A 19,800-nucleotide genomic window follows, 5' to 3' on the forward strand; every position below is an offset into this window, starting at 1 on the left:
CGGGTGCCGGGCAAGCTGTACCGCCCAACATCCGAGGCCCTGTTGTGGTCAGGATCGCACAGCTACAAAAATCCTGGTCAGGCCCTAAGCTCCTGCATTTACACAGGTCAGATCATTTACCCTGGAATGGCGTTCCGTATCGAAGATCCACGTGCTGTCCGACCGCGCGGGGACTGCCGCTGGCCGTGGGTATCTCGGCAGCTACCAACGACGCCGAAGCGCTACGCCCGCTCGGGCGGGCGATTCCGGCGGTGCGGTCGCGGCGCGGGCCACGGCGACGCCGACCGACAAAGCTGCACGCCGACAAGGCATACGACCACACCGAGCTGCGCCGATGGGTCCGCGATCGGAGGATCGACGTCCGGATCGCCCGCAAGGGCGTCGAATCCAGCGACCGCCTCGGCCTTCACCGCTGGGTCATCGAACGAACAATTTCCAGGCTGACCGGCTACCACCGGCTCAACATCCGCTACGACCGCAAGGCTACGCACTTCCTGGGCTACCTCACCCTCGCCGCTCACCGGCTACAAGAAACTCGCGAAGGTGAAATCAGCGACATGAGACACGGTCTAAGGCACATTCAATGGCGGAGATTTGGGGAAGACCACTGGCAACGCCGCCAGCGCCCGGTGGAACGGACCCGGCCGCCAAGTCATTTTCTCGGCCCGGACAGCCAGGCGCATCTCCGGTAGTGCATCGAGCAGCTGGTCGATAGCCTCCTGCGCAATCAGGGACGCCAACGGCGTGGCGGGGCACGCGTGCGGCCCGAGACTCCACGCCAAATGCGAACGATTACCCCGAAGCTCTCCGTCGGAGAGCACGGGGTCGTCATTACAAGCAGCCAAGCTGATGACCACAGGCTGGTGCGCAGGCAGCCAGGTGTCGCCGATCAGGATCGGCTGCCGCGGATAGCTAGTGGCGTAGTTGGATACCGGCGGGTCAGTGAACAAGACCTCATCGATCGCGTCGCGCGTCGACAGACTGCCACCCAGCACGTCACCGCCGAACCGGTCATCGGTGAGAATCAGCAGCAGCGTATTGGCGATCAGGTTCTGCTGCGGCTCCAGCGCGGCACCGTACATGCTGATGACGTTCACCAATATCTCCTCCTCACTGAGATCGGCTGGGTGCTGCACAAATCGGGTGACCATGTCGTCGCCGGGTTCAGCGCGTTTCAGCGCGACCACCTCTAACAGCGCTTCACTGAGCATCTTCATACCCAAATCTGCGTTGTCGTCGATGGCGTTGAAGAGGTGGGCCATGCCGGTCGCGACCCGCTCGCCCAACGCCGGTGGACAGCCCAACATCTCGTTCAGGCCCGCGAAAACGAGAGGGAACGCGTATTGACTGAGCAAATCGGCTTCGCCGACCTCGCAGAAGGTATTGATCAGCCGGGTGGCCGTCTTCTCCACTGCGGCCTGCCGGCCATACAGGTCGACGCCGTCGATCGCCGCGACGTTGGCTTGCCGGTATCGAGCATGCAGCGCGCCCGCATTGCGCGCCACGCCCGGATACCACCTCATCATAGGCTTGACCGGGCAGCTGTCGGGAATTGACCGTTCCCACACCCGCGGATCGGCCGGGAAATGTTCGGGATCGTGGAGGATCCGCACGGCCTCGCGGTACCCGATCACCAAGGTGGCGGGCACCCCCGGAGCCAGCTCCACCGGCGCGAAAGAGCCATAGCGGCTGCGCATCTCGCGATAGACGCGGTGTGGGTCCGCAGCGTATTCCGGGGTGTATATCGCAATGCGTGGGACGTCGGCGCCGACCGACGATCCGATGGGGGTGGTCAAAGCGTTACTCCTGATGCGAATGAAACAGGACTCGACGAGGTCGATCGGGCATCGCACGCACGTGCGCCGATCACGTGCGTCCAGAGCGGCCAAAGGGGTACGCAGCGCGAGGTCGAGAGCGCCTCGCGGACTTCGTGGAACACATAACGTTCCGCGCAATCAAACTCGTTGACGGCCAACAAATACCGCACTCCGTGCTCCTCGACAAGGTCGAGTACCTCTTCGGCTTGCTCGCTCCTCCGAGCGTCGACCACCGTCAGCACGCCGAGCGCGACTGCTCTGCAACATCGTGGCCATAGTGGAATTCATCCAATTACCCTGTCGCACAACGACTGTCCCTTCGATCGCAGCCAACCCGGCCTCGCTCGGCGACCGCCTCCCCGCTGTGAACACCCCGGCCGCCGAGGCCTCGGTCAGCCAGCGGGCCCGAGCGAAGACAGATCATGCAGCACAACCGATTACAACACACCGAAAACGACAAAAGTCGACCCGAGGCATCTCGAGCCACCGGTCCCGACACTCCTCTAACCGGGGGCATTCGCAGCGAACACATTGCTCTCTCTGCCTGCCACCGTGGCAGGAATTCAGTCCGGGATCGGGTTGTCAGTCACAGACCCACCGATTACATCCCGAATCGTCAGAAGCCGAGTAAAGTTACGCTTAAGCGTTTCTTGTTGTAATAGATATAATTACACTGCGAGACAAGTAACGGGTGTGCGTAGCAACCCCTTCCTATTCACGGCGCCCGGGCTGTTCCGGGTTGCGAATTGAGAAGAGGCGATTTCATGCAATCTATGCAGGTGCTTGTTGCCCATGCTGTTGGCGAACCATCCGAAGTACTTCGCCTGGAGATGCGGCAAGTTCCGGAGCCCGGGCCGGGGCAGGTCCGTATTCGGGTGCAGGCTGTACCGGTTCATGCGAGTGACCTCCATATCCTGCGCGGCCGCTACGGCTTCGCTCCGACGTTTCCGACCGTGCTCGGTCTGGAATCCGTCGGAACGGTCGATGCATTAGGCGAAGGTGTCGAGAATCTGTCCATCGGTCAGCGGGTGATCACGCTGGGTGTGACGGGGACGTGGCAGGAATACATCGTCGCCGATGTGGCACGCGCCCTTCCTGTTCCCGATGCGATGAGCCTGTCCACGGCGGCCCAGCTGGTCGCCAATCCGCTGACCGCGCTGGTGCTGGTCACGAACGAACTCAATGTCCAGCCGGCCGAGTGGCTGTTGCAGACGGCGGCCGGGTCGACGGTCGGCCAGCTTGCCATCCAGCTCGGGACGCATTTCGGGTTCAAGACGCTGAATGTGGTGCGTCGTCGCGCCGCGGTCGACGAAATCCTGGCGCTGGGCGGGACGGCAGTGATCTGTACCGAGGATGAGGATATTCGCGAACGCGTGTCGCGCATCGTGGGCGAGGAGGGGGTGACCAAGGCGATCGATTGCGTCAGCGGCCAGGTCGGCGCGGACGTGTCCCGCTCGCTGGCACCGGGTGGCGAACTGCTGGTCTATGGCGCGCTGGCCACACATCGTCAGACCGATGCGGACAAATTGACCATCCCGTTGTTCGCCCGCTCGATGATCTACGAGACCAAGACCGTGCGGGGCTTCTGGCTCTATCGCTGGTTCACGGCGACGCCGCAGGAAACGATCAGTGCGTCGTTGAAGCGGACCGTCGAGCTTGTTGCCGATGGCACGATGGATGTGCCCGAGGGGCAGCCATTCGAGGTGGCGGAATTCGCGGACGCAGTACGGCTCGCTGAGGCGCCGGTGCATGGCGGCAAGCCGCTATTGGTGTTCTAAATGCACGCCGGCTCGAGGCAAGCACTTAAGAAGTGCTCAACTAACATGTGACCCCGGCGAGTTCGGCGACCTCCGCACAGCGCAGTCCCGGCGTCCGCCGCCGGCCCGGCTCCATATCCGGCAGCAGACCGACATCGGTCGGCCGCAGGCGGGAGCGTTGCGCGCGCAGGAATGCGGCCAGTTCGGCGCGGTGGTTATCGCTCATGACCAATTCCTCGCATTACAGCGCTTTTGGGTAGCAGTATCGGTAACAGGACCGCCCCGCCGCCCGTCTCTAACGTCGAGTGCAACAGGAGATCGAGAAACGATCACCCAGCACAAGGAGTTTGACATGACAGGCGACAAAGGGCCGGTTCTGGTAATCGGCGCAACCGGACAGCAGGGCCGGGCAACCACCGCACGACTGCTCGAAAGCGGTTGGGAGGTACACGCATTCGTCCGCGATCTGGCAGCGCCCGCGGCCCGCGCATTGCGTGAGAGCGGCGCCAACCTGATCGAAGGCGATCTGGACGACATCGCGTCGGTGCGGGCAGCGATGGACGGCGCCTATGGCGTCTTCATGATGCTGACCATGATGACCGGCATGCACATCACCGCCGAAGGCGGCGCGGCCGAACAGCGGCGGGGCACGGCGGTGGCCGATATCGCCAAGGAATCCGGCATCGAACATTTCGTGTACAGCTCGCTCAAGGGTGCGGGCGAGAATTCGGGCGTCGAATACTATGCGGCCAAGGAAGCGATCGCGGCGCATATCAACTTGCTCGGCCTGCCGGCCACGGTACTGCGCCCGGTGTTCTTCATGGACAATTTCAACGCGTTCAATCGGCCGGTGCTCGACGAGCAGGAACTCGTGCTGAATCTCGCGGTGCGCGCGGATATTCCGATTTCGCTGATCTCGGTGCACGATATCGGCGCATTCGCCGCCATCGCTTTCGACCGGCCCGAGCAATTCCTCGGTCGCACCGTCCCCATCGCGGGCGATCGGCTGACCCCGCCCGAGATCGCCGAAACCTTCGGCACGGTAGCGGGATTGCCCGCCCGCAGCGTCCAGGTGCCGATCGAACAGGTCCGCGCCTTCGATGAGCAGGTGGGCAAGATGTTCAACTACTTCAACGAGCGGCCCGACGAGCCGCTGGACATCGCCGCACTGCGCAAGGACCATCCGAAGCTGATGGATCTGGGGACCTGGGTGCGCGAGACCAACTGGAAGCCGTGAAATTCGGCGCAGCAGACCGACTGGGGCGGCACGACCCCGGTCGATCTGCTATTCGGCGCACAGGTGCCGGATGGATTCGCCGCCCTTGGTGTGGTGCAGGCGGCCGAAGCGGCTGTCGAGCGGACTCCCAGGTTCCGTACCGCTCAGGTCGCGGCCGCCGCGCCGACCGGTACGGTCGGATGACCCGTATCGGGAACCGCGGTGCCGCGCAACGATGTTCCCGCCGTCTCGCGTAGGAACGACCATGCGACGAGTCCGATCAGGCTGGCGCCCACCATGTATGCCGCGGGAAACAGCGACCATCCGGTGGACTCGATCGCGGCCTCGTTGACCAACGGTGCGGTGTCGCCGAACGCCGCGGTGGAAACGTTGTAGCCCAGGGCGAATCCCGCATAGCGCACGTGGGTGGGAAAGATCGCCGGAAAGGTCGAGCTGATGGTCGCGAGCTGCGGCACGTACAGCAGGCCAAGCACGATGAAACCCGTGATGGCCCAAGCGGACGGCCACAGGCTGAAGTCAGGCCGCGAGCGCCGCACTGTCGAGCCGATGAATGCCCCGGCGGACAGCACTACCGACAGCCGGCCGAAGCGGACCGAGCTAGGTGCTCACAGTGATCGCGCGTCGATCATCCAGATCTGGATCGCCGATGGCCCGGCGTTCTCGCCGATCCGCTCGACCAACCGGACCAGATCGGCGACATCATCGTTCTTGGCCAGCAGTTCGATGCGCAGACCCGCCTCGACATCGCTCACGAACTGCTGGCCCCGATAGCGCTCGACCCGGCTGCCCCGGTCGTCGACCCGGTAGACCTGGCAGACCACCATCCGCCGCACCCCGAACATGGCCAGCGCCTGCTTGATCTGATCGAAGAGGGCGGCGGGAAGCACCAACGTGATGAGCTTCGCGTCGACGCCGTCACCTGGGCTCATCGGGTCATCGATGCCGTACCCGACACTGCCCTGAAGGTGGATGGTGGCATTCACGTGGTCGCCTGATTCCCGGGCGCCTCACCCGATGGTTTGTCGGGCGCCTGCTTGGGCAGGGCGGGCGCGGTGGGGAACATCCCCAGGTGGGCGGAGACCAGGGTCTCGTCCGGATAGGCCTCTTCTTCATGGGCCGCGACGTCACCGGTCTCCAATACATCGTCGGGCATGCGCAGACTCATGAACAACCCCAAGATCTTCAGAATCACGAAAGTGACGAAGGCGTCCCAGACGATCACCGTCGCGGCCGCACCCGCCTGCCAGAGCAGCTGTTTCGGGTGATGGCCGTACAGCCAACCCGAAAACGCCACGTCCGCAATATCATTGCCGTTGCCCAGATACACGATGATGTGCGGATCGGCGAGCACACCGACCAGCAGACCACCGACCAAACCGGCGACACCGTGGGTGTGGAACACCCCGAGCGTGTCATCGACCTTGCGGAACAATCTGGTGCGCCCCAACTTGTTCCAGGACAGCCACACCACGGTCGAGGCGATCACGCCGATGATCATCGCGCCGAAACTGTTGACGTAACCGGCCGCCGGGGTGATGGCCACGAGTCCGGCGATCATGCCGTTGATCGCGCCGAGGAAGTTGGGCTTGCGCTGCGGACCGGCGACCATATCCCAGAACACCCACACCAGGACCGCCACCGCGGTACACAGGTTGGTGTTGAGTACGGCGAGCGAGGCGTTCGCACCGCCGAAATACATATCACCGCCGTTGAATCCGTTCCAGCCCAGCCACAGGATGCCCGCACCCGCCGCAGCCATCGGCAGGTTGTTCGGGACGGCTCGTTCGCGGTCACGCGCCAGGCGCGGGCCGATGACCGCGGCTGCGACGAAACCTGTTGTGCCCGCAGCCAAATGGATGACGTAACCACCGCTGTAGTCCAATGCGCCCATCGAGGCCCACCAGCCGCCGCCCCACAGCAGGAAGGCGTTCACGGTATAGGCGAAGGTCGTCCACAGCGGCACGAACAGCAGCCACACCTTGAAGTTGATCCGGCCGACAACGCTGCCGAGGAACAGCAGCGGGGTGATCGCGGCGAAGGCGAAATGGAAGTAGGCCAGCGTGGTTTCGGAGAATCGGAGCTTCGGCATCAGGCCGTCGAGCAGCGGTATGACCGCCTGGTTCTGATTATCGCTGCCGAGAATGGTGTGCGGCACGCCGACCGCAGCACGCAGAATGCCGGGCCCGAGCTTCATCGGTTCGCCGAAACCCATCTCGAAGCCCCACAGCACCCAGACCACTAGGACCGCGGAAAAGGCGGTGAAGGCCATCAGGATGGTGTTGACGGCCCACTTCCGTTGCACGATACCGCCGTAAAGGATGGCGATACCCGGGATGCTCATCAGCGCGACGAGCGTTGCGGCGACCAACTGCCAGGTGTTGTCTCCAGAATTGAGCCAATCGGGATACGGTGACATGCTGCGCTACCTCATCTGCACGGGCAGGCGCGCACCAGTCCCGCCCTAGCGCTAAGTGTCTGTGGCGTAAGGTGTCTCGCGTCACACTGCTGCATCAAGTGTCAGCACACGAGGTTTCGCTCCGATTACGCTCCGTTAAATCTTGGTCTCGTGTCTCGGCGTGTTCGGGGCGAGCATGGCGGCGATGCCGGTGGTGACATCCTTCGCGAGCGCGGCATTCACCGGTGCGTGATGCCCGAGCAGGCGGTACCACATCGCGCCGAACGCGAAATCGACGACGAGTTCCAGCGGGACCGCCGCGGTGAGTTCGCCACTGTCGACGCCGCGCTGCAGCAATGCGCGCAGCGCCGCTCGTCGCGGGCCGATCACGGCCTCCTGCAGTCGATTCGACAGCGACCGGTCGCGTTGCGCGTCCGCCATCAGCCCGACCAGCGCCTGGCCCGTCACCTTCCGCGCAAGTTCATAGGTGATCGTCAGCAGCCGTTCGACCGTATCGAGTACATCCACGTCCTCGTCCGGAGCCCGCAGCGCCGGATGCTCATCGGCCAACCCGATCAGTGCCTCGATCAGAATCGACGCCTTATCCGGCCACCACCGGTAGACCGTCTGCCGCCCGACCCCGGCCCCGTCCGCGATGGCCTTGATGGTCAGGTCCTGGTAACCGTCGCGCTCACAGAGTTCCAGCGCCGTCTGCAAGATCGCGCGCCTGGCGTCCTCGCTGCGCGGGCGCCCCCGGGTTCCTGTCATGCGGGTCACTTTACAAGACACCGTGCCTCGAATATATTAACGAGGCACGGTGGTTCGAAAATCATCGTGGTCCGAACTTCAGGAGGATGTTGTGAAAGTCGTCATCGTTGGCGGGACCTCTGGGATCGGCCTGGCGACCGCTCGTCGACTCGCCGAGAACGGGGCGAACGTCGTTATTGCCGGACGCGACAAGGACCGGCTCGCCGCCGCGCTGGCGGAGTTGGGTCCGGAGGTCACCGGTCAGACTGTGGACGCGCGTGACGAAAAGGATTTGGCCCGACTGTTTTCCGAGGTCGGTCCCGTCGACCATGTCGTGGTGACCGTGACCGGGCCGTCCGGCACCACCCCGTTCCGGGAACTCGGCCTCGATCACTTGCAGGCCCACGTCTCGGGCAAGCTGCTGCCGCACATCGCGACAATTCAGTCGGCACTGCCGCATCTCGCGCAGGGCGGTTCGATCACACTGGTCTCCGCCGCATCCGCGGGCGGCGCGATGCCGACAACCGCCGCCCTCGCGGCCGTCAACGCCGGTGTCGAAGCAGTCGTTCCCGTACTCGCGGTCGAACTGGCCCCCGTCCGCGTGAATGCCGTCTCCCCCGGCGTCATCGACACCGACTGGTGGAGCTTCCTCCCCGACGCCGCCCGCGCCGAGGCCTTCGCGGGCATCGCGGCAAGCACCCCCGTCGGCCGCGTCGGCACCGCCGACGATATCGCCAAGGCCATCGAATTCCTCATCGACAACACCTTCACCACCGGCATCGTGGTGCGAGTCGACGGCGGCGCCCGCCTTGGCTCACCGCAGTAAACCTGCCTCATCGGAAAAGCGCTGAGTCGCCATGCGGCCCAGCGCTTTCCAGCACAAGCATTCAGTAAGCGATGAACAGAATCTCGTCCCGCGAGTACTCGTGCCCCGGATGATTCTCCGCGAGGTGCTTCTTCGTCTTCTCCACCAGGTCGTCCTCATCCGTCCCGACGATGGCTTCCCCACAGGGACAGTTCAGATTTCGCTTCATCAGCGATCCTTCCTTCTCGCCCGACAGTCTAGGCCCGCAATCCCTTTGCGCCACCGCAGGTCTAACCCGGCCACGATGAGCAGCGCCAGAACCTGCCGTCCCATTCCACGAGAAATGGCTCGGCATGCGGCAGCGGCATCCCCCACACCCGGGCCCCGAGACCGCAAAGCCGCGCCAACGCAACGGTCAGGCTGGCCACATGGCCGACGACAGCAACGGTGTGCTCCGCCCCCGGCACAACCCCGGCAACGCCCCCGGTGACATTCTCCGATTCACCATGCCGCAGACACCACATCCGCACCCCGGCAACCTCAGATCGCAATCCCGACACGTATCGGTCAGTTCGGGACGTTGACGACGTCGGCCAGCTCCCGGATTGCGGGGGTCAACGTTCGACGCTTCTCGATCATGCTTGCGAGGATGCCACGCGCTTCACCATTCCAGTCACCCGATGCCACCGAACTCGGTGCATTCACGAGGCTAGGGCACGGCGGACGTGCCACCGGCGGTCACCGGTAGCCCGGCCGCCTTCCACGCGCGAAAACCGCCGATGAGGTCGGTGACATTGCGCAGCCCAAGGTCACATAGGTCGCTGGCTGCCAGACTGGAGGCGTAGCCCTCGTTGCACACGATCACCACCGGGGTGTCCGCGGTGAGCCCCGGCAGGCGGTATTCGCTGGTCGGATCGAGCCGCCACTCCAACACGATCCGCTCCACCACCACCGAGCCCGGAATCTCGGCCTCGGCGAGCCGGTTCGCGTACGGCCTGATGTCGACCAGCAGAGCCCCGTCGGTCCGCAGCGCATCGGCTTGCTCGGGACTGACCCGCACCAGCCGCTCCCGCGCTCGGGCAACCATCTCCTCGGCGGTCATGCGCCGGCAAAATCGGTCAGGACGCGGTACTCCCGCACCGGCCGCAGCGGTGGCGAATACGCGTGGACCGACGCGGCCGGCTGGTCGCTGCGGTTGCGCAACTGGTGCGCCCGGTCGGGTCCGAACGCCACGGTGGAGCCGACTCCGCGCACCGCAGAGGTAACCGGGCCGCGTGGGAACAGATACTGCTCGTCGAGTTCACCGAGCAACACACTGAACGAACCGGCCGCTCCACCATGGTCATGCGGTTCGGTCCCCTGCGCAGGAGTCCACGACAGCAACCACAGCTCCATACCCATTGTCAGCGCAAGCCGTGCCCACCAGCGCTGATCGGGGTCGAATCGCACGATCTCGAGCAACCGCGCGGTCAGCTCGCTCGTCACGGCATCGGTCAGATCGCGAAGTTCGGCCGGTGTCCACATCGGGCGCTCCGGACGAACGAGGTCGTTGAGCAGCGGTAGATCGATATCGGGATGAATCTCCTTGATGTGCTTGAGGTTCACGGGATAAGACGTCGTCATGCAGCGCTCCCTCACATCGGTGTGTCGTGAAAACACGTGAGGTTAACCGTGGACTACAACGGCAACATCGGTTGCGCGCACACAGATCACAAACCTTGCCCCGCAACATCGCATGCCACAGCAACCCCGCCGCGCGCGTCGGTGGCTGCGCGACAATGGGCCGAGCGGATACGGATCGACGGCGGTGCCGCATGCGTTTGCGTCGCCTCCCGGAAGGCGGCAGCAGCCGCCTCCCTATCGGCCCTGGATTGCGTCCGGTCGAATCGGGCCACGGAGCCTGGAATTCTGGACTGCTTGTCCTATCGTTGCGCTCGTATCGGAGCGATACCCTTGAGCATGGGGGTGTGGCGGAAGGGAGATACTGTGGGGCGACTCCGAGACAAGGCTGTATCACGTGTCGCTGCCGTGATCGCCTGGGGCTGATCTCGAGCTACCGATGTACGAGCCGGTCGATCTGGTCGATTCAGCTGAACGAACCCGCACAGCGCTCGCCACTGTCGTGGCACTGTTTTCAGAGGCTTGGGCGTCCGGGTTCCCACCAGACCTGTCGGCGTACCTACCTGGTGAACCGGCTGAGCGGCGCACGATTCTGATCGAACTGATCAAGATCGACCTCGAATACCGCTGGGTTCGTCATAACTTTCCCAAACGACTGATCGAATACCGTGCGGAATTTGCCGAGCTGCGAGATGGTCCGCTTCCAGCCGAGCTGGTCTACGAGGAATTCCACGCCCTGCGCCGCAGTTCGCACGCAGCCGATGCGGCTGCCACGGTCGCTGAGGCCACCGCCACGGCGGCCGGCCCTGAGCTCGCACAGCTCACGAGCGATTACCGCAGCACGATGATTACTCGTCTAAGTGCCCAAGTTGCGCTCGACGCCATCGACGTCGGCGACCATGTCGACGATTTCGACCTCCTGATGAGGATCGGGGCCGGCGCCTTCGCCCAGGTGTATCTCGCTCGGCAACAATCAATGCAGCGACTGGTCGCGGTCAAGATTTCCCATAACCACGGCAATGAGCCGCAGACCCTCGCCCAATTGGACCACGACTACATCGTGCGCATCTACGACCAGCGACTTGTCGCCGATGGCGAGCTGAAGCTGCTCTACATGCAGTACCTGCCGGGGGGAACGCTGCTCGACGTGCTGCGCTCGATGCGCTCGAGGCCTTCGTCGGAACACCGCAGTGGGCAACTGCTGCTCGATGCCATCGACCAGGTGCTTGCCGATAAGGGCGAGGTTCGGCCGACAGAATCTGCGATTCGGACCCGGACCGCCGCACTGACGTGGCCGGAGACCGTCGCCTGGCTGGGCCGCCGACTCGCGGATGCGCTTCAGCATGCATCCGAACGAGGGGTGTTGCATCGAGACATCAAACCCGCGAACGTGCTGCTGAGCGCCGAGGGAATTCCGAAGCTGGCCGACTTCAATGTGAGCTTCAGCAACCGCGTCAATGGCACAAACCCCCTGGCGTACTTCGGCGGATCACTGGCGTATATGTCGCCCGAACAGCTCGAAGCCTGCCATCCGGACTTGCCTGCGACCGCCGCCGACCTCGACACTCGAAGCGATATCTTCGCGCTGGCTGTCATGCTGTGGGAGTTGCTCGCGGGACGGCGCCCATTCGCGGACGGAACCTGCGCCGGTGAGTCGGAGACGTCGCTGGCCCGCATGCTCGAACTGCGGCGCAGACCCATTGAGCCGGAGTTCCTGTCGGAGCTTCCGCCGGATTGCCCCATGGCGTTGCGTCGAGTGCTGCTGAAGTGTCTGTCGCCTGACCGCGAAGACCGCTACGCGTGCGGTTCGGAATTGGCCCAGCAGTTCGACTTGTGCCTCGAGGAAAGGGCCCGCGACCTTGTCTATCCGCTGCCGAACAGTTGGCGGGCACGACTTTCACGGTGGCCCACCCCCGTCCTGTGGGTATCTTCGCTGGTCGGCGTCGGCCTGGCTACGGTCTACATGGCTGTGCACGTCCAGCGACTGATCAGAGAGCGCCTGTCCGATGCCACCAACTCACAGCTCGACAAGGGCGTCATCCTGTTCCTCCTCTGTGCCTTTCCGCTGGCCGTCCTCATCTACGCATACATGTCGCGTCATTTGCTCGCGGTTCCTCGCGGCTTGCGCGAAGGTAGACGCTACGACGAGGCAATGCTCGCGCGGGTGCGGTCGCGAACACTATTTTGGGGCGACCTGTGTGCGATGAACACCCTGCTGGCCGCGGTTCTCGCAACCGCGACGGGGGTGATGCTGATTCGCTGGTTCACCGACCTGCCGGCGCGGCTGCTTGTCCATGCGACGCTGACCGTGCTGGTGGCGGGCACCATCTCCGTTGCCTACACATTCTTCCTTTCCACGTTCTACGTCGTCCACTGTGTCTATCCCATCTATTTGCGCCACGGCCGCACGACGGCGCGCGATTCCGCCGATCTTCGTGCGCTGCGTCGAAGAACCACGGTCTATCTTGCGGTAACGGCGTCGGTGCCGCTGGTCGCGGTACTGGCCGGATTCAGCTTCCTCGAACCTGTGGAGCTTCCGCTCGTGCGCGATTCGGTGCTGGGGTTGTGCGCGGCCTCCGGGCTCGCATTCGTCGCCGTTTATTGGTTGTTCAGGAAGCTGGACGCAGACCTGCGCGCGCTCGAGCGGGTGGTCTAGACAGTCCCTGCCGCAGACACAACACACGGACGTGTTCTCGCTCTCGAGAGGTAGCCGCGGCACGAACTACTATGGGCTTTTCGATCCCGGGTGTGGTGGGGTCGCGAGCGCGTAGGAAGTGGCTTGGTCCGAGCGGCACGTGAATTCGGGGCTGTTCGATTACTGCCCCGGGAAAGTAGGGCTGGGTGGGTGCGGCAGTGCGATCTGGTGAGCGGCGGGGAATTCGTGGTTTTCTGAGGACGGTCGGCGCTGTCGTAACGGCAGGTGTGCTGGTGTCGGGGATCGGGGCGGCGGCGGCAGGTGCCGCACCCGTATTGCCGACACCGGTAGGTGGTTTCCAAGAACTCTCCGTGCCGTCCAGTATGGGGCCGATCGAAGTTCAGGTGCAGTGGGCCGCTCGGGGTGGGAGCGCGGCGCTCTACCTGCTCGACGGTCTCCGTGCGCCGGCCGATCACAGTCAGTGGACCACCGATACGGATGCGCTGCGTCAGTTCGCAAACGACGACATCACTCTGGTGTTCCCGGTCGGTGGTCGGTCGAGCTTCTACACCGACTGGTATCGGCCGAGTAGTACCAACCGTCAGACGACGACGTACAAATGGGAGACCTTCCTCACCCGGGAGCTGCCCGCCTACCTGGCACAGTACGGCGTATCGCGAACCAACGACGCCATCGTCGGAGCCTCCATGGGCGGCAACGCCGCGCTGGTGCTGGCGGGCCACCATCGCGACCAGTTCAAGTTCGCCGGATCCTTTTCCGGATTCCTGCACCCGACGTTTCCGCTCTGGAGCGAAGCGATGCGTGCCGCCATGTTGGATGAGGGCAACTTCAATGTGGACGATATGTGGGGACCGGCCGGTGACCCCGCGTGGAGCCGCAACGATGCCACGGTGCAGGCAGAGTTGCTGCGCGGACTGCCCATATACGTCTCGACCGGCGATGGCCAGCCCGGTCCGCTCGACCTGCCATACGGCATCGGCAATACGGTGAACGCGATGGCCCTCGAGGCGATGACGCTGACCGCCACCCAGATGTTCCGTGATCAGATCATCGCGTCCGGAATCCCCGCTCGCATCGACATCGTCAACGGAACGCACACCTGGCCCTATTGGCAGCAAGCGCTCGCGACAGCGCGGCCGATGATCCTCGACGCACTCGCCACGCACTGACGCGGCTGTTCTGGCGGCGACCCGAGCGCGCCACCGGTGGTCTCGGTGTGGTCGCTGATTCCTGGTGGGTCACGCCGTGTGATCAGCGGGGAGGGAGGATGACGGCTGCTGCTATCGCGACGGATGTTCCCGTCGGGACAGCAGCGACTGACGCGCTCTGCTCGCCGTGCGATGCCCCGACAGACCGTCAAGGGGTTTGAGCTCGAGGCGTGAAGCGGATCTCGCTGTGTCGCGGCGGGGCCGTGGTCGCGTAGCGAACCTGCTGGTCGCCCGGCCGGATGCGCTGCCACCGGCCGAACCGCTGTAGCAACACCGCGATGGACAGTGCGCCGGTCAGCAGCGCCAGCGGTTCGCCGATGCATTTTCGTCTGCCGATGCCGAACGGCAGGCCGGCGGGCCCGGGCGCGATGAACAGCTGGTCCCCCGGACGCAGCGCGCGACCGGCCAGTTCGGTATCGGCCGCGACATTGCGGAAGATGAGCGGGAACGACGGCCGCTGCGCCACAACGTCGCCGAAAAACGTGGTGAGCAGCGGCATTCGGGTGAGGTCGGCCGCGGTCGGTGCGCAACCACCCAGCGCTTCGACTTCGGTCCGCAATTCGGCCAGCTCGGCGGGATGGTCGGCCAGCCGCACGCATGCCCACGCCTGAGCACAGGCCGTGCTGTCGAAACCCGCCATCAAGTGGCTGACCACCTGATCGCGTATCCGCTGAACCGGAATGTCCGGACGCGCCTGCAGCAGGTGTCCGAGCAGGTCACCGTGGCAGTCGTCCAAGGAACGCCGCCGGTCGATGATGGCGTGGACCTCGGTGTCCATGGCCGCGATGGCGCGCTGGTATCTGCCGCCGCCGATCCGGAACCACTGCTTGCGCTGGCTGTCGAAGATCGGCTGAGCCAGTCGCACCAGTGTCGCGCAGTCGACGGCCTGCCCGAAGAGATGCTGTGCCAGCAGCTCCACGTTGAGCAGTTTGAATTCGGTGAATACGTCGACGCCTCGATCGGGGCTCCAGCTGTCGATCCGATCGATCAATCGACGGACACTCTCGTGCGCGAGCGCCGTCAGATTGCCCGCCGCGAACGCGGGATTCGTATGTTCACGCAATATCCGCCACGTTTGCGGATCGTTGACCGCGAACAGACCCTCGTCACCGGTCGCATTGCGGATGATCCGGTAGATCGGGCCACCCTTATCGAATTCGCCGGCACCGGTACGCAGCACACGGTCGATCAGGTCGGGATCGGTGATCAGCCAGAACCGGCCGGGCAACGGCACCCTGACCCGCATGATGCCGCCGTTGCGCCGCGCCCGCGCGATGAGGGCGGACGGAACGTCGCGGTCGACGATCGCCCGTTTCCAACCGATTTCGGCTCCAACCTCGCCGGGCACAGCCATGCCGCTCCTAGACCGGATGAATCGGATCTCAGGCAATGGTAGGCCGTCATGCCCGGATATCGATCGATCAGTTTTGAAGAAGCAGCCGACCGTGTCAGCTCCCTAGCATGAGATTCGTCCCCATCGACACCGACACGGAGGAACCGGCAATGACCGACACGCAGAAGTCCGCCAGCGGCACCACCACCAAGAACAAGGCCTCCGTGGGATTCACCGACGATGAACGAGCCGCGATGAAAGAGCACGCCAAGGAACTGAAGACGGCCGCACGCCGCGGTTCCCGCGCGTCGAAGGCGGACGGGGAAAGCGATGTGCTCGCCAAGATCGCCGAGATGCCGGAAGCCGATCGCACCATGGCCGAACGGCTCCACGCCATCATCAAGGCCAGCGCACCGTCCCTCGCACCGAAACTCTGGTACGGGATGCCCGCGTATGCCAAGGACGGCAAGGTCCTGTGCTTCTTCCAAAGCTCGGAGAAGTTCAAATCGAGGTACGCGACGCTGGGCTTCAACGACATCGCGAACCTCGATGACGGCACCGTGTGGCCGACCGCCTTCGCCCTGACCAAGTTGACCGCCGCCGACGAGGCGATGATCAGCGAGCTCGTGCGGAAAGCAGCGAGCTCAGACTGATGCTATTGCGTTGCGGCGCGGATGATTTCGGCGACGGTCCCCGGACGGGACACATAGACGGCGTGACTGCCCGGCGTTTCGTGGACCGTCGCCCCGATGCGTTCGGCCATCGACCCTTGGGCCGCGGGAGGAATCATCCGATCATCGGTGGCACGCAGATACCAGCTCGGCTTGATCCGCCAAGCTGCCTCGCTGATGGTTCCGCCGAGGGCGTCGAGCCCCCAGGGAACTTGGGCATCGGCGAGAAAAGCGGCGTCGGCGGCCGACAGGTCCCCGGCGAAGGAGTCGTGGAACTTCGCCCGGTCGAGGAACAGGTAGCCCTCCCGCGGCGGCAGGATCGGGGGCTGGGGGCCGTCCTGCGGGAAACCCGCGATCAGCGAGTTCACCGACTCACCCTTGTCCGGAGCGAAGGCGGCGATGTACACGAGCGCGGATACCGCGTCGTGCAGACCGGATTCGGTGATGACGGCCCCGCCGTAGGAATGCCCCACCAGCACTGCCGGTCCGTCGAGATCATCGAGCACCGACCGGGTGGTGGCCACGTCGTCGGCCAGTGACTTGGTGGGGTTCTGCACGATACGGACCTGGTAGCCGTCACGGGTCAGCTCGTCGTATACGGCTCGCCAGCCGGAGCCGTCCACGAACCCGCCGTGGACGAGTACTACGGTTTTGTCGGTCGAAGGCATATCGGTTTCCTCGGTTCGAAGGATTGTCGGACACCAACGAAACTAGAGCGGTCCGCGCCGTCCGGAATCCGTCGAATGACGTAGGTAGCCGAGACCGCGCGATCACTGGCCGGATTCGGCCCGGCGCTCTATCGCATCACGCAATGCGCCACGGCGAGTGACCCCGAGTTTGTGGAAGACACGATGTAAATGCGTCGAGACCGTGCGCGCCGACAAGAACAGCTGTTCACCGATCTGCTTGTTGGTCAAACCCTTGGCGGCGAGTTCGGCGACCGCCTGCTCGCGTGGCGTCAACGCGGTGGATCCTTGCGCCGGTGCGGTCTCACCGGCAGCGCGCAGTTCGGCTTGCGCTCGGCGCACCCACGGCTCGGCCCCGAGCTGGGTGAAAACCGTTGCGGCCGTGCCGAGATGGGTTCTGGCCGCCGCGGTCGCGCGTTCCCTGCGCAGGTGTTCACCGTAGAGGAGTTCGATGCGCGCTCGATCGAACACCCAGCGCTCGATACCCGGTACGGCCAGGGCTGCCTCGAACAGCGACCTCGCCTCGTCCGGGTGACCGACCGCAAGCGCCGCATTGGTGATCATTTCCAGTCGCGGTGAAAGCTCCGCCAGCCCAGCCGAATTCGCGGCACGCGCGTGCGCCCGCGCCTCCTCGATTCGTCCGCTGCGGGCCGCCGCTTCGGTGAGGTCGAGTACCAGCCACAGCGCGTGGGGTGTATGCGGCAGAAAGGTCCCGGGCGGGTTGATCGCGACCGCGTGCCGGTACGCGTCGCTGAATGCCGAGGTACCGAGGGCGTACAGGCACCGCAGGTGGGAGGAATAGGCGGCGAAGGTCGCGAGTTTGCGCGGGGCGGCCCAGAGCAGCAGTTGCTCGCCGAGCTGGTCGACCATTTCGGCGTCCCCGCGCGCCGCGGCGACCAGTCCGCGCAGGAACTGCCCCGGTCCCGCGGTCAGCAGGTAACCGAGATCGGCGCACAGGCGCAGGCCCTCGGTGGTGGCGTCGATCAGCTGATCCCATGCGCCGCAGGCGAAGTCGTCGATGCCGAGCAGGAACAGCGCCTCGATCGCCTTCGCCACCGCACCGCCGTCGCGGCCGTCCTCGATCACGCGCTGCAGCGGTTCTCGAACTCGTCCGACCCGATCCAGGTAGGAGCCCGCCGTCGCGACGCGCACGATGCGCACCGGGTCCGAGGAGTACCGCAGCTCGTCCAGCGCCGTATCGAGATCGGCCAAGGCTTTCGCCCCGGTGTGCACCGGATCGACGAACGGACCGCTGAGCAGTGACAGTGTGTCGGCCGGGCGCGGCAGTACGCGATCGAGGGCATCGCGGATATCGGGCCACAACTCCTGCCTGCCGCTGTAGAACCCGATGTACAGCAGCGTGTGCAGCGCCTCGACGACTGTTTCCTCGTCCGGTTCCAGGTCGGCGGTGTTCCGCAGCGCGGCCAGTAGCAGTCGGCTCGCGGTCGCGGCATCACCTTCGTTGTTGAGCAGTTGGAAGGACGCGGCCAGGGCCACCGCCAAGGACTGGCCGCTCGTCCCGGAATCAGGGGTGTCGCGGAGCAATCGACCGGTATCGGAGAGTTCGCCGGTGATCAACGATCCCAAATAGGCGGCCCGTGCGGTGCGGCGCGCACGGTCACTGTCGGCTGGACTGAGTTCGGCGGCCCGCAGCATCGTCGCGGTCGCCCGCCCGCTGTCACCATCGTGGACCATCTGCTGCGATACCGCTTCGAGCAGTCCCGCCACGTCCTCGTCGGGGCCGGTGGCGGCTTGGCCGAGATGCCAAGCCCGCCGCTGGGGCGATCGCGCGAAAGCGTCGGCGAGAATGCGGTGCGCGGCTCTGCGCTCCGCACTGGTCGACTGCTCCACGACGGCCGAGCGAATCAAGGGATGGCGGAACTCGAGCCGGCCGGTGCGCGGATTCGCTCGCACGACTCCGGCCCGCTCGGCGGGCGGCAGATCGTCTCGGCCCTCCGGGGTGGGGACACAATCCCCGAGGGTCGTGCTGTTCTCGGTACCGGCGAGGACGACGAACAACAGCATCCGCCGGGTATCTTCCGGCAGGCTTTCGAGCCGCTCGGCGAACAGCGTCTGCAACCGCCGCGTCAGCGGCAGCACCTCCGGCAGACGTGCTGTGGCGTCCTGTATTTCGAAGGTCGTTGGCAGCTCCAGCAGCGCCAGCGGATTCCCGCGGGCGTCCGCGCGCAGCCGCCGTCGCACCACCGCCGACAACGCGGGATATGCCGTCGTCAGCAATTCCTCGGCGCTGAGGTCGTCCAGTGGCGCGACATCGTGCACGCGAAACCCGCTGCGCATGAACGCGTCATCGGCATCGACCCGGGTCGCCGCCAGCAACCGGACCTCAGCGCCGGCCAGCCTCCGCAGCGCGTAGATCAGTGCCATGCTGCTGGACAGATCCAGCCATTGCACATCGTCGACGACCAACAGCACCGGCGACCCCTCGGCCTCGGCCCAGGCACGCAGGAGCGCCAAGGTCGCGGCACCGACGATCAGCTGGGAGGGGAGAGCGCCGGCCGCCAGACCCAGCACCGTGCGTATCGCCCCGCGGTGCGGCGCGTCGAGACCGTCGATGCCGCCGATCATCGGCTGCAGGAGTTGATTCAAGGCACCGAACTGCAACTCGGCTTCGAACTCCAGCGCAGCCGCCCGGAGCACTCGAGAACCGTGCCGGGTCGCGATCTCGGCGGCCGTATCCAGGAGAGCGGTTTTGCCGACACCGGCTTCGCCGGTCAGCACAAGCACCGCGGCACCGCCGGGCCCGCCGGTGACGAACGACATGATCAGCTCGGTTTCGACCGCGCGACCGAACAACATTGCAACCACACTCCGATCTACCACATCATTCTCGTGACGAGTCGATGCCGT

The 19,800-nt window shown here is 64.9% G+C and carries 17 protein-coding genes and 2 pseudogenes; 7 read left to right on the forward strand and 12 right to left on the reverse strand.

What is annotated here, in order from left to right; all coding sequences use genetic code 11:
- Positions 1–139 precede the first annotated feature (139 nt).
- A pseudogene (locus OG874_RS25550) lies at positions 140–518 on the forward strand (transposase); the annotation flags it as partial.
- A 51-nt stretch (positions 519–569) separates the two neighbouring features.
- On the opposite strand, the gene OG874_RS25555 reads toward OG874_RS25550, so the two are convergent.
- On the reverse strand, positions 570–1,796 hold the full coding sequence (locus OG874_RS25555; protein ID WP_330249672.1) for a cytochrome P450: 1,227 nt from the start codon (positions 1,794–1,796) through the stop codon (positions 570–572).
- Positions 1,797–2,590: 794 nt separating this feature from the next.
- Between OG874_RS25555 and OG874_RS25560 the strand changes: the two genes are divergently transcribed.
- Positions 2,591–3,595 carry a zinc-dependent alcohol dehydrogenase family protein gene (locus tag OG874_RS25560; protein WP_330249673.1) on the forward strand — a complete coding sequence of 335 codons (1,005 nt, stop codon included), beginning with the start codon at positions 2,591–2,593 and terminating at the stop codon, positions 3,593–3,595.
- Between the two features lie 40 nt (positions 3,596–3,635).
- On the opposite strand, the gene OG874_RS25565 is transcribed toward OG874_RS25560, so the two are convergent.
- Entirely contained in the window at positions 3,636–3,800 is a 165-nt protein-coding gene (locus tag OG874_RS25565; RefSeq protein WP_442943100.1) for a hypothetical protein, read from the reverse strand.
- A gap of 126 nt (positions 3,801–3,926) precedes the next feature.
- Between OG874_RS25565 and OG874_RS25570 the strand changes: the two genes are divergently transcribed.
- Positions 3,927–4,811, forward strand: a complete 885-nt coding sequence (locus OG874_RS25570) for an NmrA/HSCARG family protein (RefSeq protein WP_330249674.1) — start codon at positions 3,927–3,929, stop codon at positions 4,809–4,811.
- A 143-nt stretch (positions 4,812–4,954) separates the two neighbouring features.
- Here the strand turns inward: OG874_RS25570 and OG874_RS25575 are convergent.
- From OG874_RS25575 to OG874_RS25590, 4 genes and pseudogenes are all read right to left on the reverse strand, one after another.
- Positions 4,955–5,308: pseudogene (locus OG874_RS25575) on the reverse strand (MFS transporter); the annotation flags it as partial.
- Between the two features lie 108 nt (positions 5,309–5,416).
- Positions 5,417–5,794 carry a P-II family nitrogen regulator gene (locus OG874_RS25580; RefSeq protein ID WP_330249675.1) on the reverse strand — a complete coding sequence of 126 codons (378 nt, stop codon included), beginning with the start codon at positions 5,792–5,794 and terminating at the stop codon, positions 5,417–5,419.
- Positions 5,791–7,227 (reverse strand): ammonium transporter, encoded by a 1,437-nt coding sequence (locus tag OG874_RS25585; protein ID WP_330249676.1) that lies wholly within the window; start codon positions 7,225–7,227, stop codon positions 5,791–5,793. The genes OG874_RS25580 and OG874_RS25585 overlap by 4 nt, the downstream gene beginning before the upstream one ends.
- Before the next feature lie 135 nt (positions 7,228–7,362).
- Positions 7,363–7,974 (reverse strand): TetR/AcrR family transcriptional regulator, encoded by a 612-nt coding sequence (locus OG874_RS25590; protein ID WP_330249677.1) that lies wholly within the window; start codon positions 7,972–7,974, stop codon positions 7,363–7,365.
- Positions 7,975–8,065: 91 nt separating this feature from the next.
- On the opposite strand from OG874_RS25590, the gene OG874_RS25595 reads away from it, so the two are divergent.
- Positions 8,066–8,779 carry an SDR family oxidoreductase gene (locus OG874_RS25595; RefSeq protein ID WP_330249678.1) on the forward strand — a complete coding sequence of 238 codons (714 nt, stop codon included), beginning with the start codon at positions 8,066–8,068 and terminating at the stop codon, positions 8,777–8,779.
- Positions 8,780–8,840: 61 nt separating this feature from the next.
- Here the strand turns inward: OG874_RS25595 and OG874_RS25600 are convergent, their stop codons facing one another.
- The 3 genes from OG874_RS25600 to OG874_RS25610 all read right to left on the reverse strand — a co-directional run bounded on the left by OG874_RS25600 (position 8,841) and on the right by OG874_RS25610 (position 10,381).
- Positions 8,841–8,987 (reverse strand): DUF1059 domain-containing protein, encoded by a 147-nt coding sequence (locus OG874_RS25600; protein ID WP_330249679.1) that lies wholly within the window; start codon positions 8,985–8,987, stop codon positions 8,841–8,843.
- Positions 8,988–9,467: 480 nt separating this feature from the next.
- The gene (locus tag OG874_RS25605; RefSeq protein WP_330249680.1) at positions 9,468–9,860 is read right to left on the reverse strand and encodes a rhodanese-like domain-containing protein; all 393 of its coding nucleotides are present in this window, start codon (positions 9,858–9,860) and stop codon (positions 9,468–9,470) included.
- On the reverse strand, positions 9,857–10,381 hold the full coding sequence (locus OG874_RS25610; protein WP_330249681.1) for a cysteine dioxygenase: 525 nt from the start codon (positions 10,379–10,381) through the stop codon (positions 9,857–9,859). Before OG874_RS25610 ends, OG874_RS25605 begins: the two co-directional genes overlap by 4 nt.
- A 436-nt stretch (positions 10,382–10,817) precedes the next feature.
- Here OG874_RS25610 and OG874_RS25615 point away from each other — a divergent pair, with 436 nt between their 5' ends.
- Positions 10,818–13,034 (forward strand): serine/threonine-protein kinase, encoded by a 2,217-nt coding sequence (locus tag OG874_RS25615; RefSeq protein WP_330249682.1) that lies wholly within the window; start codon positions 10,818–10,820, stop codon positions 13,032–13,034.
- Between the two features lie 272 nt (positions 13,035–13,306).
- Positions 13,307–14,203, forward strand: coding sequence for an alpha/beta hydrolase (locus tag OG874_RS25620; RefSeq protein ID WP_442943101.1), 897 nt, complete (start codon positions 13,307–13,309; stop codon positions 14,201–14,203).
- A gap of 187 nt (positions 14,204–14,390) precedes the next feature.
- Here OG874_RS25620 and OG874_RS25625 read toward each other — a convergent pair whose 3' ends face one another.
- A complete protein-coding gene (locus OG874_RS25625; RefSeq protein WP_330249683.1) occupies positions 14,391–15,596 on the reverse strand; it encodes a cytochrome P450 in 1,206 nt (401 codons plus the stop codon).
- A gap of 149 nt (positions 15,597–15,745) precedes the next feature.
- Between OG874_RS25625 and OG874_RS25630 the strand changes: the two genes are divergently transcribed.
- Positions 15,746–16,228 carry an iron chaperone gene (locus OG874_RS25630; RefSeq protein ID WP_330249684.1) on the forward strand — a complete coding sequence of 161 codons (483 nt, stop codon included), beginning with the start codon at positions 15,746–15,748 and terminating at the stop codon, positions 16,226–16,228.
- Positions 16,229–16,230: 2 nt separating this feature from the next.
- On the opposite strand, the gene OG874_RS25635 is transcribed toward OG874_RS25630, so the two are convergent.
- Both OG874_RS25635 and OG874_RS25640 read right to left on the reverse strand, forming a co-directional pair.
- Positions 16,231–16,914: an alpha/beta fold hydrolase gene (locus OG874_RS25635; RefSeq protein ID WP_330249685.1), complete on the reverse strand. Its 684-nt coding sequence runs from the start codon at positions 16,912–16,914 to the stop codon at positions 16,231–16,233.
- Between the two features lie 102 nt (positions 16,915–17,016).
- Complete coding sequence (locus OG874_RS25640; protein WP_330249686.1) at positions 17,017–19,749, reverse strand: LuxR family transcriptional regulator; 2,733 nt, start codon at positions 19,747–19,749, stop codon at positions 17,017–17,019.
- Positions 19,750–19,800: the final 51 nt, after the last annotated feature.

Origin of the sequence: Nocardia sp. NBC_00565, assembly GCF_036345915.1 — a bacterium.
GTDB lineage: Bacteria > Actinomycetota > Actinomycetes > Mycobacteriales > Mycobacteriaceae > Nocardia.

Coding starts and splice junctions, on each gene's coding strand:
- OG874_RS25585 (WP_330249676.1), bottom strand. CDS start 7,227: ATGTCACCGTATCCCGATTGGCTCAATTCTGGAGACAACACCTGGCAG.
- OG874_RS25640 (WP_330249686.1), bottom strand. CDS start 19,749: ATGTTGTTCGGTCGCGCGGTCGAAACCGAGCTGATCATGTCGTTCGTC.
- OG874_RS25610 (WP_330249681.1), bottom strand. CDS start 10,381: ATGACGACGTCTTATCCCGTGAACCTCAAGCACATCAAGGAGATTCAT.
- OG874_RS25565 (WP_442943100.1), bottom strand. CDS start 3,800: ATGAGCGATAACCACCGCGCCGAACTGGCCGCATTCCTGCGCGCGCAA.
- OG874_RS25560 (WP_330249673.1), top strand. CDS start 2,591: ATGCAGGTGCTTGTTGCCCATGCTGTTGGCGAACCATCCGAAGTACTT.
- OG874_RS25615 (WP_330249682.1), top strand. CDS start 10,818: ATGTACGAGCCGGTCGATCTGGTCGATTCAGCTGAACGAACCCGCACA.
- OG874_RS25625 (WP_330249683.1), bottom strand. CDS start 15,596: ATGGCTGTGCCCGGCGAGGTTGGAGCCGAAATCGGTTGGAAACGGGCG.
- OG874_RS25570 (WP_330249674.1), top strand. CDS start 3,927: ATGACAGGCGACAAAGGGCCGGTTCTGGTAATCGGCGCAACCGGACAG.
- OG874_RS25630 (WP_330249684.1), top strand. CDS start 15,746: ATGACCGACACGCAGAAGTCCGCCAGCGGCACCACCACCAAGAACAAG.
- OG874_RS25635 (WP_330249685.1), bottom strand. CDS start 16,914: ATGCCTTCGACCGACAAAACCGTAGTACTCGTCCACGGCGGGTTCGTG.
- OG874_RS25600 (WP_330249679.1), bottom strand. CDS start 8,987: ATGAAGCGAAATCTGAACTGTCCCTGTGGGGAAGCCATCGTCGGGACG.
- OG874_RS25590 (WP_330249677.1), bottom strand. CDS start 7,974: ATGACAGGAACCCGGGGGCGCCCGCGCAGCGAGGACGCCAGGCGCGCG.
- OG874_RS25605 (WP_330249680.1), bottom strand. CDS start 9,860: ATGACCGCCGAGGAGATGGTTGCCCGAGCGCGGGAGCGGCTGGTGCGG.